The organism is Mycobacteriales bacterium (genome assembly GCA_036497565.1).
GTDB lineage: Bacteria > Actinomycetota > Actinomycetes > Mycobacteriales > QHCD01 > DASXJE01.
The window spans coordinates 1-13,691 of record DASXJE010000044.1 but is presented as its reverse complement, the minus strand read 5'-3'; the positions used below and the strand labels follow the sequence as shown (position 1 = coordinate 13,691).

At 68.1% G+C, this 13,691-nt stretch carries 15 protein-coding genes; 9 read left to right on the top strand and 6 right to left on the bottom strand.

What is annotated here, in order from left to right:
* A partial coding sequence (locus tag VGH85_04030) for a sigma-70 family RNA polymerase sigma factor (protein ID HEY2172961.1) occupies nt 1-434 on the bottom strand: 434 nt, incomplete at its 3' end.
* A gap of 157 nt (nt 435-591) precedes the next feature.
* On the opposite strand from VGH85_04030, the gene VGH85_04025 reads away from it, so the two are divergent.
* The 3 genes from VGH85_04025 to VGH85_04015 all read left to right on the top strand — a co-directional run bounded on the left by VGH85_04025 (nt 592) and on the right by VGH85_04015 (nt 4,151).
* Nucleotides 592-1,167, top strand: a complete 576-nt coding sequence (locus tag VGH85_04025) for a dihydrofolate reductase family protein (protein HEY2172960.1) — start codon at nt 592-594, stop codon at nt 1,165-1,167.
* Nucleotides 1,164-2,579 carry a DHA2 family efflux MFS transporter permease subunit gene (locus VGH85_04020; GenBank protein ID HEY2172959.1) on the top strand — a complete coding sequence of 472 codons (1,416 nt, stop codon included), beginning with the start codon at nt 1,164-1,166 and terminating at the stop codon, nt 2,577-2,579. Before VGH85_04025 ends, VGH85_04020 begins: the two co-directional genes overlap by 4 nt.
* 102 nt (nt 2,580-2,681) lie before the next feature.
* The gene (locus tag VGH85_04015; protein HEY2172958.1) at nt 2,682-4,151 is read left to right on the top strand and encodes an alkaline phosphatase family protein; all 1,470 of its coding nucleotides are present in this window, start codon (nt 2,682-2,684) and stop codon (nt 4,149-4,151) included.
* Between the two features lie 4 nt (nt 4,152-4,155).
* Here VGH85_04015 and VGH85_04010 read toward each other — a convergent pair whose 3' ends face one another.
* Nucleotides 4,156-4,485 (bottom strand): GNAT family N-acetyltransferase, encoded by a 330-nt coding sequence (locus VGH85_04010; protein HEY2172957.1) that lies wholly within the window; start codon nt 4,483-4,485, stop codon nt 4,156-4,158.
* A gap of 42 nt (nt 4,486-4,527) precedes the next feature.
* On the opposite strand from VGH85_04010, the gene VGH85_04005 reads away from it, so the two are divergent.
* From VGH85_04005 to VGH85_03990, 4 genes are all read left to right on the top strand, one after another.
* On the top strand, nt 4,528-5,061 hold the full coding sequence (locus tag VGH85_04005) for a GNAT family N-acetyltransferase (protein HEY2172956.1): 534 nt from the start codon (nt 4,528-4,530) through the stop codon (nt 5,059-5,061).
* A 34-nt stretch (nt 5,062-5,095) separates the two neighbouring features.
* Nucleotides 5,096-6,523: a serine hydrolase domain-containing protein gene (locus VGH85_04000; GenBank protein ID HEY2172955.1), complete on the top strand. Its 1,428-nt coding sequence runs from the start codon at nt 5,096-5,098 to the stop codon at nt 6,521-6,523.
* A gap of 96 nt (nt 6,524-6,619) precedes the next feature.
* Entirely contained in the window at nt 6,620-7,327 is a 708-nt protein-coding gene (locus tag VGH85_03995) for a VOC family protein (GenBank protein ID HEY2172954.1), read from the top strand.
* Nucleotides 7,328-8,254: an AEC family transporter gene (locus tag VGH85_03990; GenBank protein HEY2172953.1), complete on the top strand. Its 927-nt coding sequence runs from the start codon at nt 7,328-7,330 to the stop codon at nt 8,252-8,254.
* A gap of 65 nt (nt 8,255-8,319) precedes the next feature.
* Here VGH85_03990 and VGH85_03985 read toward each other — a convergent pair whose 3' ends face one another.
* From VGH85_03985 to VGH85_03970, 4 genes are all read right to left on the bottom strand, one after another.
* Nucleotides 8,320-8,838 carry a DinB family protein gene (locus VGH85_03985; protein ID HEY2172952.1) on the bottom strand — a complete coding sequence of 173 codons (519 nt, stop codon included), beginning with the start codon at nt 8,836-8,838 and terminating at the stop codon, nt 8,320-8,322.
* 25 nt (nt 8,839-8,863) lie between these two features.
* Nucleotides 8,864-9,658, bottom strand: coding sequence for a metallophosphoesterase (locus tag VGH85_03980; GenBank protein HEY2172951.1), 795 nt, complete (start codon nt 9,656-9,658; stop codon nt 8,864-8,866).
* A 59-nt stretch (nt 9,659-9,717) separates the two neighbouring features.
* Nucleotides 9,718-10,830, bottom strand: coding sequence for a hypothetical protein (locus VGH85_03975; protein ID HEY2172950.1), 1,113 nt, complete (start codon nt 10,828-10,830; stop codon nt 9,718-9,720).
* Between the two features lie 95 nt (nt 10,831-10,925).
* A complete protein-coding gene (locus VGH85_03970) occupies nt 10,926-11,813 on the bottom strand; it encodes a sulfotransferase (protein HEY2172949.1) in 888 nt (295 codons plus the stop codon).
* Nucleotides 11,814-11,936: 123 nt separating this feature from the next.
* Here VGH85_03970 and VGH85_03965 point away from each other — a divergent pair, with 123 nt between their 5' ends.
* Both VGH85_03965 and VGH85_03960 read left to right on the top strand, forming a co-directional pair.
* Nucleotides 11,937-12,755, top strand: a complete 819-nt coding sequence (locus VGH85_03965; protein ID HEY2172948.1) for a phytanoyl-CoA dioxygenase family protein — start codon at nt 11,937-11,939, stop codon at nt 12,753-12,755.
* Nucleotides 12,756-12,803: 48 nt separating this feature from the next.
* The gene (locus VGH85_03960) at nt 12,804-13,523 is read left to right on the top strand and encodes an MOSC N-terminal beta barrel domain-containing protein (protein HEY2172947.1); all 720 of its coding nucleotides are present in this window, start codon (nt 12,804-12,806) and stop codon (nt 13,521-13,523) included.
* Nucleotides 13,524-13,691 lie beyond the last annotated feature (168 nt).

Genomic DNA, 13,691 nt, shown 5'->3' with positions numbered 1-13,691 from the left:
ACGAAGGCCAGGGAAATGGATTCGGTTTGCTCGTAGCGTGCCTCCGGACCGAGCGGCACACTGTTCGCACCGTCCAGAAGGGCGTCGGGATAGGGCTCGAGCCAGTGGATTTCGCCGAGCCGAGTGGGCTCCGGTGGTTCGATTCCCGGGATGTCCCACTGCTTTGCGGGGCGTCGGCGAGCAGAGCGCAGTACGTCCAGGCACCGGTTGGTGGCGATGCGGTAGAGCCAGGTGCGAACCGAGGCGCGCCCGTCGAACCCTTCGAGGCCTCGCCAAGCGGCGAGCATCGTGTCCTGGAGAGCGTCCTCGGCATCTTGAAACGATCCGAGCATCCGGTAGCAGTGCACCTGTAGCTCACGTCGGTGCGGCTCGGTCAGCGCTCGGAACGCCTCGCCGTCCCCCGCCTGGGCTCGGCTGATCAGGTCATCTCTCACCGACTCCACTCTCACCACCCCTCCAGCACCTTGTCACGCCTCCGTCCTATATGGACGCCGACCGGGGACCGGACGGGGCGGTCGACGAGCGCCTCTTTTGCCGATGTCGCGGTGTCTACATCAGTGGTAGCCGACAACGCCGACAAGGAGAACCGACATGGGAAAGATCGTCGTCAGCGAGAACGTCTCGCTCGATGGAGTCAGCCAGGACCCGACCGGTGATGAGGGCTTCCCGTTCGGCGGCTGGTTCGACCCGGCCACGGCGGCGGATCGCGAAGCGTGGGCCAAGGTCGAGTTGGAGGAGGCGCTGGGCGCCGAGGCGCTGCTGCTGGGCGGGCGGACCTACGAGTGGTTCGCCGACCGCTGGATCTCCCGGACCGGCGAGTGGGCGGACAGGTTGCGAAGCCTGCCCAAGTACGTCGTTTCCTCGACCCTCGAAGACCTGCCGTGGGTAAATTCGACCATCGTCACGGGCGACGTGGTGGACGAGGTCTCGAAGCTGAAGCACGAGGTCAACGGGGACATCGTCGTCTACGGCAGCGGTCGGCTGGTGAAGACGCTGATGGGGCACGACCTCGTCGACGAGTTGCGGCTCATGACCCACCCGTTCGTGGTCGGAGCCGGCGAGCGCCTGTTCGGTGAGTCCAGGGAGAAGAAACCCCTGCGACTGGTCGACATCCGCACCGTGGGTGACGGCTTCGCCCTGCTCACCTACCAGCTCGTACGACCGTGACGAAAACTCAGCGTTGGGTACTCGCGCTGGCATCGGCGGCGTCACTGATGATCCTGCTGGATGCATTGGTCGTCACCACCGCCCTGCACGCGATCGCACTGGACTTACACGCCTCCATCGCCGATCTGGAATGGACCGTGAATGCCTACACTCTGCCGTTCGCCGTGCTGCTCATGGCCGGCGCGGCCCTGGGCGAGCGATACGGCCGTCGGCGGATCCTGGTGGGTGGTCTGGCCCTGTTCGGAATCGCCTCCGCGGGTTGTGCGCTGGCACCGAGCCTCGGCTGGCTGATCGTGACCCGCGCGATTCAGGGCGTCGGCGCCGCCGCGGTGGCGCCGGCAGCCCTGTCCGTGCTCTCGGCGGCGTTCGGACCCGAACAGCGGCCGCGGGCCCTGGGACTGTTCGCCTCGATCACCGGACTGGCGACGCTCGGTGGACCGCTCGTCGGTGGCGCGATCGTCCAGAACCTGGCCTGGCAGTGGATCTTCTGGATCAACGTACCCTTCGCCGCGGTGCTGATCCCCTTGGTTCTGGTGCGGCTCGAGGAGCACACAGGTTCCTCCCGACGGATGGACTACACCGGTATCGGGTTGGCGAGTGCGGCAGCGTTCGGACTTGTCTGGGGGTTGATCAGGGGGAACGAATCCGGGTGGGCCAGCACCGAGGTCGTCGCGGCGCTGTACTTCGGTGCGGTCGCGCTCGTGGTGTTCGTGCGATGGGAGTTGCGCGCCGGTACGCCGCTGATCCCGATGCGTCTCTTCGCTGCGCGCGCCTTCTCCGCCGGCAATGCTGCCGGGTTCCTGCTGTTCGCATCCGTTTTCAGCGGCGCGTTCTTCTTCGCCCAATTCCTTCAGGTCGTGCTGCGCCATGGTCCGCTGGCTACCGGATTGCTGCTGGCGCCGTGGACAGCGGCACTCTTCGTCGTCGCGCCGATCGCGGGCAAGCTCGTCAACAGGATCGGTGTGCGGCCACTGGTGGTGGCTGGGCTGCTGCTGCAGGCGGTGGGATTCGGGTGGATCGCGCTGATCGCCGAGCCCGGGTTGACCTATCCGCCACTGATACTTCCATTCGTGCTCTCCGGAGTCGGTATCGCGATGACGATCCCGTCGGCGCAGAGCGCTGTCATCGGGGCGGTACCAACGGCGGCAATCGGTGCCGCGTCGGGGACGTTCAACACCGTCCGCCAGCTCGGGGGCGCCTTCGGGATCGCGATCACTACAGCGGTATTCACGACCCTCGGCGGACTTGGCTCCGCGACGACATTCAGCGACGGCTTCCAACCTGCCATCGCCACAGCTGCCGCGTTGGCCCTAGCCGGAGCAGTCATCGGGCTCCTCCTGCCCCGGCGTGCGGCGCGGACCACTGACCGCCCGGGCTCGACGGGCAATGTTCAGCTGCTGGTAAGGCGCTGATCCCGTCCGCGCCGCCCGACTTGAACACTCTGTGGATCGGACAAGGCGTCCCTTTCTTCGGAGTGAGGTTCAGTGTCTGAAAACAGCCCTACCGGCCAGGGAATGACTCGTCGCCGGCTGCTCGCGGGAGGCGTTGCGGCGGGTGCCGTGGGCGCCGCGTCGCTGGCACTGCCGCCGAACGTCCGCAAGGCGCTCGCCGCGGAGCCACAGCCCGCGGGTCGATCGAGCCTGCGCGACATCAAGCATGTCGTCATGTTGATGCAGGAGAACCGCAGCTTCGACCACTACTTCGGCACCCTTTCGGGGGTCCGGGGGTTCGAGGATCCGCACGCAATGCCGATCTCCAACAAGAAGCCGGTGTTCTATCAGCCCGACCCGTCCAACCCGGACGGCTACCTCCTGCCTTACCACCTGAATACCAAGGTCAGCGCCGCCCAGACGATCCCTTCCATGAGCCACGCCTGGACGGTGCAGCATCAGGCCTGGAACAACGGCAAGATGGACAACTGGGTCTCGGCGCACATGGCCTCGGACGGCCCCACCGACGGCCAGTACACAATGGGCTACTTCACCCGGGACGACATCCCGTTCCATTACGCCCTGGCCGACGCCTTCACCATCTGCGACAGCTACCACTGCGGCGTCATGGGCCCGACGCATCCCAATCGCTACATGTGGATGACCGGCACGATCGACCCGAACGGCGCAGCGGGCGGACCGGCGCTGGACAACAACGCGCCGGCGGGGACGTACTCCTGGACCAGCTACGCGGAGCAACTGCAGGCGTCCGGAGTCAGCTGGAAGTTCTACCACTCACCCGGCGGGGCGACCGGCCTGTCGCCGATCGCAAACATGAAGGCGTTCCACGACGTCGCGAGCGACAAGTCCTCGCCGCTCTACGCCAACGGGCTCGCCGACACCCCGCTCGGACAGTTCGAGTACGACGCGCTCAACGACAAGCTCCCGACCGTCAGCTGGCTCTTCCCGCCGACCGCCAACGACGAACACCCGGCGCGGATGCCGGCCGCGGGCGCGGGCTACATCGCCGGCAAGATCGATGCGATCGCGGCAAACCCCGAGGTGTGGGCCAAGACGGTCTTCATCCTTTCCTACGACGAGAACGACGGCCTCTTCGACCATGTGCTCCCGCCGACCCCGCCCGCGGGCACGGCCGACGAGATCGTCACCAAGACCTCACCCACCGGTGTCGACGGTGCCGGCCTGCCGATCGGGCTGGGCTTCCGCGTTCCGTGCGTCATCGTCTCGCCGTGGACGACAGGTGGATATGTGTCGTCCGAACTGGCCGACCACACCTCGCAGCTGCAGTTCCTCGAGCGGGTCACCGGCGTGAAGGCGGCCAACATCAGCGATTGGCGTCGCCGGACCGTGGGTGACCTCACCTCGGCGTTCCGGTTCGGGCAGGCGAGCAGCAAGGCGCCGGTGCTGCCGGACACCACCAGCGCCTTCAACCTCGCGCAGTTCGAGTCGTCGCAGTTCCCGCTGCCTGCAATTCCCGGCAGCGCCCAGAGCGTGCCGCGTCAGGAGCCAGGGCACCGCCCGCACGCCGGGTGATGGGCTAGCCGCGTCGGGCGTGCCCGGGATGAGCGGCGTCGACGAGGTCGGCGTACTCGGGATGGGCGTCGATGAAGCTGACGACGAAGTCGCAGTAGACGGTCACGGGCATGCCCTTCGCCCGGATGTCGTCCAGGGCACCCGTGACCAGCTGCGTGCCGATCCCCTGGCCGCGGTATGCCGGCTCGACGATCGTGTGTGTGAGCACCAACCGCGGACCCTCGTGCTCGTAGATGAGCGTGCCGACGACGTTGCCGTCGAGGAGCGCCTCGTAGGAGCGTGACTCCGTGTTGTCGCGCACCGTGATCTGCGGCCTCGTGCCATGCTCATCCATCTCTTGGACGGTACGCCCACGGGCCGAGTGGATGAGGCGCCCATGACCGAACTTGTCGTCGCGCACACGGGTCAGCTGGATGCCGCGGCGCTGCGCGCCGGCCGCGACCTGCTCCAGGACGTCTTCGCCGGCGAGCTGACCGAAGACGACTGGGAGCACTGCCTCGGCGGGCTGCACGCCCTGCTCTGGGAGGACGGCGAGCTGATCGGGCACGCCGCACTGATCCAGCGGCGACTCCTGCACGGCGGGCGGTCCTTGCGCACGGGTTACATCGAAGGGGTCGGAGTGCGGGCCGACCGGCGCCGACGCGGCTACGGCGCGACGGTGATGGAGGTACTGGAGCAGGTGGCCCGCCGGGCGTACGACGTGGCCGCGCTCGGCGCCACCGACGAGGCCGCCGTCTTCTACGAATCCCGCGGGTGGCGGCTCTGGCAGGGGCCGACCTCGGCTCTCACGCCCGACGGTGTCGTCCGCACCGAGGAGGAGGACGACTGCATCTACGTCCTCCCGCTCTCGGCGCCGCTGGATCTGCACGGCGCGCTGACCTGTGACTGGCGGAACGGCGACGCCTGGTGAGCAAGGCGAGTAATCGGCGACTACTGTCTGCCGGGTGACCGCTCACTCACTGCCTTTCAGCTCCCCGGCCGCGCAAGGAGTCGACGCGCGCGGCCTCCACGCCTTCCTTGACACGATCGAGGCGGCCCCGGACATCGAGCCGCACAGCCTGATGGTGCTGCGGCACGGCCACGTGGTCGCGCAGGGCTGGTGGGCGCCGTACTCAGCCGACCGTCGCCACCTGCTCTACTCGCTGAGCAAGAGCTTCACGTCGACTGCCGCCGCGTTCGCGGCGGCCGAAGGGCTGCTGCGGCTCGACGATCCGGTCATCGCCCACTTCCCCGAGCTCGACGCCGAGGTGACCGACCCCCGGAGCCGGTCGATGCTGGTGCGGCACGTGGCGTCGATGGCGAGTGGTCACGCGGAGGAGACCTGGGGCGAGGTGATCGCCGCCGATCCGGTCGAGCCGGTGCGGGCCTTCCTGAAGCTGCCGCCGGACCAGGACCCGGGGACCATCTTCGCCTACAACCAGTCGTGCACCTACACGCTGGCGGCCATCATCCAGCGGGCGTCCGGGCAGACGCTGACCGACTACCTTCGGCCCCGGCTCTTCGACCCGCTGGGCATCGGCGCGGTGGCCTGGCAGCAGCACCCGGCCGGTCGCGACCTGGGCTTCACCGGGCTGCACGTGACCACCGACGCCATCGCCGCGCTGGGCCAGCTTTACCTGCAGCGCGGGTCATGGAACGGCGAACAGCTGCTGTCGGAGGAATGGGTCGCCGAGGCGACCCGGTCGCACGTCGCCAACGCCGGCGAAAACATCGACTGGCGCCAGGGCTACGGATTCCAGTTCTGGATGTCGCAGCACGGCTACCGCGGTGACGGGGCCTACGGCCAGTTCGCCCTCGTCCTGCCCGAGCAGGACGCCGTCGTCGCCATCACCGCGTCGACCGTCGCCATGCAGTCGTTGCTGGACGCCGCGTGGAAGCACGTGCTGCCGGCGCTCGGGGCCACCGCCGTCGATGCCGACGCCGACGCGGGCCTGCGGGACCGGATGTCGCGCCTCGCGCTCCCGGTGCTCCCGGTCAAGCCCGCGCCGTCGGAGAGCCGCGAGACCTGGTCGGGCGTCACCTTCACCCCGGCGGACGGCACCTGCGCAGCGCAGCCGTCGTTGATCGGCGTCGGACTGGCCGACCAGAAGGACGGCTGGCAGATCACCCTGCGCGAGTCCGGATCAATGATCAATCTCCGGCTGGACACCGACGGCTGGCGGGTTTCGGACGCGGCCGACGTCCCTCCCACGGCTGTGAGCGGCGGCTGGATCGACCCGCAGACCCTCCGGTTCGAAGTGATCTTCCTCGAGACCCCGCACCGCCTCGTGGTGACCTGCGGGCTGTCGGATCGCACCTTCGACGCGGAGTGGGCGACCGAGCCGCTCGGCGGCAACCCGCTGCGTGAGCTCCGCTCACCCCGGCCTTCCTAGCAACCGCGGCCTGGCCCGAGACGGGGAGATCGCCCGCCGTTGACAGCGTTGGCAACCGGTTGCACAATGTTGCCAACCAACCGGAGGACTCGCGGCGTGATTTACGAGCTCAACCATTTCGGCATCGTCGTCCGCGACCTGGAGCGGTCGCTGGCGTTCTACCAGGATCAGCTGGGCGCCAAGATCGTGTTCCAGAGGTTCGTCGAATCGACGAAGACCGACGTCGTGTATCTGCAGATCTCCGGCGGGCTGATCGAGTTGCTGCATCCCGCGCAGCCGCGCCCCGACGAGACCTTCGGGGTCACCCACATCGCGTTCCTCACCGATGACCTCGACGCGGACTTCGACCGGCTGGTCGCCGACGGTGCCGAACCGCTGGCGAGCCCCAAGGTGGCGGGCACCGGGGTCGGACGGCTGGGCTTCGTCGGCGACCCGAACGGCGCCCGCGTCGAGCTGCTGCAGCGCGACGTCGCGATGCGGCCCTCGGTCCTCGACCACCCGGTCGTGAAGTCGTTCGACCACTACGCCGTCGAAGCCGACGACCTCGCCGCGGCCGAGGATTTCTACGGCCGGCAGCTCGGCATGACGAAGCTGACGACCCGGCGAGTCGACGACGACGTCACGCTCGACTACTACCACTACGAGTACGACGTCCTCGAGCTGCGACACCGGTCGGCCGCAGCGGGCGGCCCGATCTTCGCCCACCTCGCCTTCCGGGTGGGCACCGGCCAGGGCGGCGCCATCTCCGACCCGGACGGGGTGCGGATCGAGCTCCTCGACAGACCCGACCTGCGCGACCTCTAGGTGAGCGGGGTCCTGGTCGGCTTCTCCATCATCGTCGCCGTCATCCTGGTCGGCTACGTCGCCGGCCGTGCCGCCGTCGGCGGGCCGACCGCGCCGTACGTCCTCAACCGGGTCGCCTTCTTCGTCACCAACCCGGCACTGCTCTTCACCGTCCTGTCCAAGGCCGACCTGCACGTGATCTTCTCGTCGTACGTCGACATCGCGTTCCTCGACGTGGTCGTGGTCGGCGCGCTCTACGTCGCGGCCAGTGCGCTCTTCTTCCGGCAGCGCGTCGCCGAGACGACGCTCGGTGCGATGGCGTCGACGTACGTCAACGCCAACAACATCGGCCTGCCCGTCGCCGTCTACGTCCTCGGCAGCGCCTCCTACGTGGTGCCGGTCCTGCTGCTGCAGGTGATCGTGATCGCGCCGATCGCTCTGACGATCCTCGACATCTCCTCGCACGGCAGCGTGTCGGTCGGGCGCCTGCTCACCCAGCCGGTGCGGAATCCGATGATCATCGCGTCGGTGTCGGGGGTCGTGGTCTCGGCCATCGGCGTCACACCACCGGCAGCCGTGCTCCGACCGATCGATCTCCTCGCCGGCGCGGCGGTGCCGCTGGTGCTCCTGGCGTTCGGCATGTCGTTGAACGGCGCCGCCCCGTTCCGGCACGGCTCGGGCCGGCGCGAGCTCGCCGTGGCCTCGGTCCTCAAGTGCGCGGTGATGCCGCTCGTGGCCTTCGTCCTCGCCCGCTTCGTCTTCCATCTGCCGGCCCGGGCGCTCTATGCGGCGGTGGTGCTGGCCGCGCTGCCGACCGCACAGAACATCTACAACTTCGCGAGCAGATACGAGCGGGGCGAAGCGATGGCCCGCGACGCCGTGCTCGTCACAACCGCCCTGTCGGCGTTGTCCGTCGGGGTGATCGCGGTGCTGCTCGTCCGCCCGTAGCGCCTGGATAGCCTGACGCGGTGAAGTTAGGTGTGAACGTCCCGAACTTCGGTCCGGGCAGCGAGCTAGACCCCCGTCGTGCCGTCGATCTGCTCCCGGAGCAGGTCAGCGTGGCCGTTGTGCCGGCTGTACTCCGCGATCATGTGCACGTAGACGAGGCGGAGCGAGTAGTCCTCGCCGGCGTGGGTGAAGGTGTCGTCGAACGCCTTGCCGGCGGCGGCGGCATCGGCGAGGTGGCACTCCTCGATGTAGCGCGCGAAATCCTCCTCGGCCCGCGCCGGGTCGAGTTCGCCGAAGTCGGCGTCCTTGCCCTTGGCCGGGTCATACATCGGTTCGATCGGTTCGCCGGCGACGCGCTGCCGGAACCAGATGCGCTCCACCTTGGCGAGGTGACGCACCAGTCCGAGCAGGGTCAGATTTGACGGCGGGATGGCCCGGATCACCAGCTGGTCGGCGGTGAGGCCGGCGCAGATGTTCAGCAGCGTGCTCCGCTCCCAGGCGAGAAATCCTTCAAGGATAGGGCGGTCGTCGCCGACGAGCGGTCCGTCGGTGGGTGGGGCCGGCTTCGGTGCGATCCAGGTCATCGTCATATCCTCGCCGACGTTCCGATCAGCCGTCGCCGGCGGCCGGGTGCGCCAGCACCTCGAAGTACGTCGTGAGCCGCCGATCGTCGACGAGGTGGATCGCGAGAGCGGGCGGGCTGGATTCGTCGATCAGGCCGGAGTTCGGCTCGGCGTAGGCCAGCGGAAGTTGGCCGGAGGAGTGGATGCCCGGGGCGACGAGCAATGGTTTCACTCCGAAGGTCGTCGCGCTCCCGGAGTGGGTATGGCCGCAGAGGGTGGCGATCACGGCGGGCGACTCGGCGACGATGTCCTCCAACTCTTCGCCGTCCAGGAGCCGCAGCTGGTCGATGATGGGGTGGCCGAGGAGCGCCGGCGGTTGGTGCATCACGAGAATCGCCCGCGCGCCGGCGTCCAGTCCGGCCAGCGTCGCGCGGATCCAGTCGAGCGAATCGGGCTGCAGGCGACCGTAGAACTCGCCGGGCACGGTGCTGTCGATGAGCAGGAAGGTCACCCCGTCGACCGACCTCACCTGATGCGCCTGCCCGCCGGCGTCCGCCCACCGGTCGCCACGCTCGTCGAGCAGACCGCGGAAGGCGGCCTGCTCGTCACTGTTGCCGGGGCAGTAGAGGACCGGCGGTCCCCAACGCAGGGCGGCGTCGATCCACGCGAACTCGTCCGACATCGCCACGCCCGGGTGGGGCTGGGTGATGTCGCCGCTGACCACGAGCAGATCGGGCTGGATCGGGAGCTTCTTCAGGTAGTCCGCGACGAGGGTCAATCGATCATGGGTGACCTGCTGTCCGTCCAGGTGCGGATCGGACAGGTGCGCAATGGAGAGCATGGACCCAGCCAACTGCATCGCGGGCGGGCCGCGCTAGGGATTTCCGCAGCTGGCGAACGTCACCGTGGCGGGGCCACGCTCCCGGCCTGCTGGACGGCCCGGAGAGTCAGCCGGAACTGGGGACCGATGTCACAGGTTCCCTTGATCACCGGGGTGTCGCCGAGATTCCAGAAATCGCTCCCGATCGACGGCATCGACGGCGCGGCACCGGCCGGGTGCAGGTCCGCCGCCACCTGCTCCATGTCGACAGCGTGGGCGGCCATTTCCGTGTCACTGGACCAGTGGTCGATGTCCCCGTCGAACCCCTTGTCCGCGTAGCACGAACTCCACGCGCTGAGGAACCACGGCTTTCCCAGCTTCTGGCAGAGGCTGGACATGGCGGGAACGCTGACGTCGCGGTCGGGCGTCGCATTCACCTCGACGCCACAGACGTCATCAGCGGGATCGGACACGATGGTCTGCCAGTCGATGCCGCTGCTGGGATAGTTGATGTAGGAGAACCCTCCGGTGCTGGCGAGGATATGAGGCGCCAGGGCGTGCCACTCGGTCAGCGTCCGGTGAAAGAAGGCCGTCATCTCCGCGGTCGTGCCAGCGGTCGGGACTCCGAAGTTCGGTGCGTCGATCTCGCCGTAGAGCTCGACCATGGCGATGGTCGGATCGTCCTTGTACCTGATTCCGGTCACGGTGTTGACGCGGTTCGCGACGAAACTGAGGTAACTCTTCCAGTCCACCGTCGTGGGGGTGACTCCTGCGGCGGCCAGGGACTGTCCGTATTCCGCGAAGTGCAGGATGACATGCATTCCCGCTGCTCGGGCGACCGCAAGAAACCTGTCCACCCTCGTCCAGGTCGCCGACGACATCGTGTCGGAGAGTATGTGGAACCTCGTATCGAACTCCACCAGCTCGATGACGTTGACGTGCGCACGCTTCGCCAGCGCGATCTCGCGGACCGGGTCGTCGTACTGCCCGTACGCCGTCCCGCCATGGACGACGAAGGGTTGCAGACCGTGCAGACCTGGGAGGCAGAGCTGCGTGCCGCAGACCCGGACGAACGGCTGCGCACCCCCGGACTGCGCGGACGCCTGACCGGAGAATGCCAGGAGGGACAGACACAGAACGACCGCCAGCGTCGCGCGGGCGAAGATGCTTCGGCTAGCCGATCGCTTTCCCATGCAAATCTCCGCCCTATGCCGGCACCTGGTGTCCTGGCTGTCCGAGGTCGGCCGGGAATGCTACTTACCGTGGCTAACGAAGTCCAGGGGTTCTACTACTGGTAGCCGAAGGCGTCGATGGCGAATCCGAGGCGCTTGCGCGTGTAGGCCTCGTCGTCGGAGCTCAGCGGTGCCCAGAAGTGGGTGACCCGATCCGCCGTGATTTCCCACTCGGTCGGGGCGTCGGAGAGTCCGAGCCTAGCGAACAGCTTGGCGCGCTGTTCGGGCCAGTTCGCCGCGAGGTCTTCGAGCCGGACCTCGATGCAGCGCGGATCGCGTTGCGTGTCGCCGGCCAGCCAGCGGTGATACAGCGGTTCGAGCCAGTTGCACACGCTCTCGATGTCATCGGGCGCCCAATCCATCGACAGATGCGAGGCCGCGACCTGAACGGGATGGCGGACGATGTGCACGATCTGCGCCTGCGGAAACAGCTCCCACAGGAAGTCCGCAAACAGCGTGTTGTCGGGCGTCTTCTCACACCAGCGGGCCTTGCCGTGGTCTGTGGCACCGGCGATGAAGAGCCGGTCAACGGACGACCGGCACAGCGCGACCAGCTCGGCCCGGTCGGGGAAATAGCGGCCCACGATCCGGCGGGTGTTGCCCTCGTCGAAGTCGTACCAGGTGAGTTCGGCGAGGAACTGCTCGGCCCAGTCGGCGTAGCGTTGTGCGCCGAAGATCGACCGGAGGTCGCGGGAAGCAAAGCCTCCGGCCACCGGTCCGCCGGCGAGGTTCTCGATGAGCATCGTCCGGAGGCGGGACAGCGAGTCCATGGCATGGAAAGGCGTATATCCGGTCGAGAGTGACCTGACGATCTCCTCGAGCCCGCCCGGATCCACCAGGAACCGCGTCTCGTCCGGGGCGCGCCACACCGACGGGTGCTGCCCGATGATGGTCGCGATCTGGCTGGTGCCCGAGCGGCCGGTCCCGCCCACGAAGATCGTCACAGTCCGGCCCATTCGTTGTGTTGCGTCGTCGCCGAACAGTCGCACAACGGAGCCGTGGCGCTCAACCGGTTTGGTCGCCACCCGCCGTTGCGGTGACGCTGCCGATCGCGTACCAACACAGGCATGCGTATCCAGATCAGCTCAGCCGAATACGACTCCGGCCGGCTGGCCGACGAGAGCCTGGCCGCCGCCGTTGCGGCGTTCGACGAGGACGGATACGTCATTCTCGGTGGTGCCGTCGATCCGGCAGTGCTCGATGCCATCAAGCCGAAGCTCGACGAGGACACGGCGGAACTCCAACGCCGGGGTGCGTGGGGCGGCGCCGGGCGCCGGGTCGGCCATCTCCAGCAGTCGATGCCCCGAGCCCCGGAGCACCTCTACGGCGAGATCGTCACCAACCCGCTCGTCATCCAGGTCACCACGGCCGTGTTGGGCGAGGGCATCCACAGCCACTTCTACAACGGCAACACCAACCTCCCCGGCAGCGAGGCGCAGCCGCTGCATCGCGACAGCGGACGCCCCGAGGTGATCGACGTGACAGAGACGGTGTCCGTCGTGATCAACATGTCTCCGGTCGACGTCGACGAGACCAACGGGGCCACCGAGATCTGGCCCGGGACCCACCGGCTTCCCGGAGCGAACGGCGTCTCCGAGGAGGCCGAGGCAGCGCGCCGGGCGGAGCGGCCCCCGGTGCGGGCGGCGACGAAGAAGGGCGACGTCGTCCTCCGCGACATCCGGCTCTGGCATCGCGGCGTACCGAACCTCGGTGATCAGGCGAGACACATGATCGGCATGATCCACAGCCGCCCGTTCTTCCTCAGCGAGTCGTGTATCCGGGTGCCGAAGTCGGCCGCGCACGCCTTTGATCACCCGACGCTCACCACCCGGATGGAGATCGTCGACGACGACTACGACTACCTCTCGGAACCGGTCAGGACCTGAGCGGGGGAACAGCCGCTGACGCGCGCTCCACCGCGTTACGGTTCGAAGGTGCGGGTGACACAGGTCTGGCGCTATCCGGTGAAGTCGCTGCAGGGTGAGCGGGTCGACGCGGTCCGGGTGACGGCGGAGGGCCTGGCGGGCGACCGCCGGTTCGCGATCTTCGATGAGCAGACCGGGTTCGGCCTGACGGCACGGCGCGTTCCTCAGCTGCTGTTCGCCTCGGCCCGCGCACAGGAAGACGGCAGCGTCGAGATCACCCTCCCGGACGGCGCCGTCGCCGCCGATGACGCGGCCCTCTCCGACTGGCTGGGTCGGCCGGTCACCCTCCTGTCGACCGAGGCGGAGGTCACCCGCCGCTACGAGAACCCCGACGACTTCGAGGACGAGGCGGCCAGCAGATGGGAGGCGTTCAACGGGTCGAGGGGTGCCTTCCACGACTCGTCCCGTGCCCAGCTGTCCCTGGTAACGGGTGCGACGATCGGGGACCGGGACCCGCGGAGGTTCCGGGCGAACGTCATCCTCGACGGTACGGACGAGGACCAGCTCGTCGGATCGCGGGTCGCGGTCGGCGGCGCCGTACTCGATGTGCGGATGCGCATCCAGCGGTGCGTGATGGTCACCCGGCCCCAGCCGGACGACATAGCACGCGACCTCGACGTCTTACGGGCGATACACCGCGAGCGACAGGGTTGCCTGGCGATCGGCGCGACGGTTTCGCGGGCCGGAGCGCTGTCCGTCGGCGACGCGCTGGCCGTCGTCGAGCCGTGATCTACGGCGCCGCGGTTACGTCGACCCGTCGCTCCAGCACCTGTCCCGGCCACTCTCCGACGGTGAAGGTCTCGGTCTTCGTATATCCGCACCGCTCGTAGAAGCGCACGAGTGCGCCGTCGTTGCCGGCGAAACAGTCGACGCGCAGCAGCCGGACGTTGCGTTCGC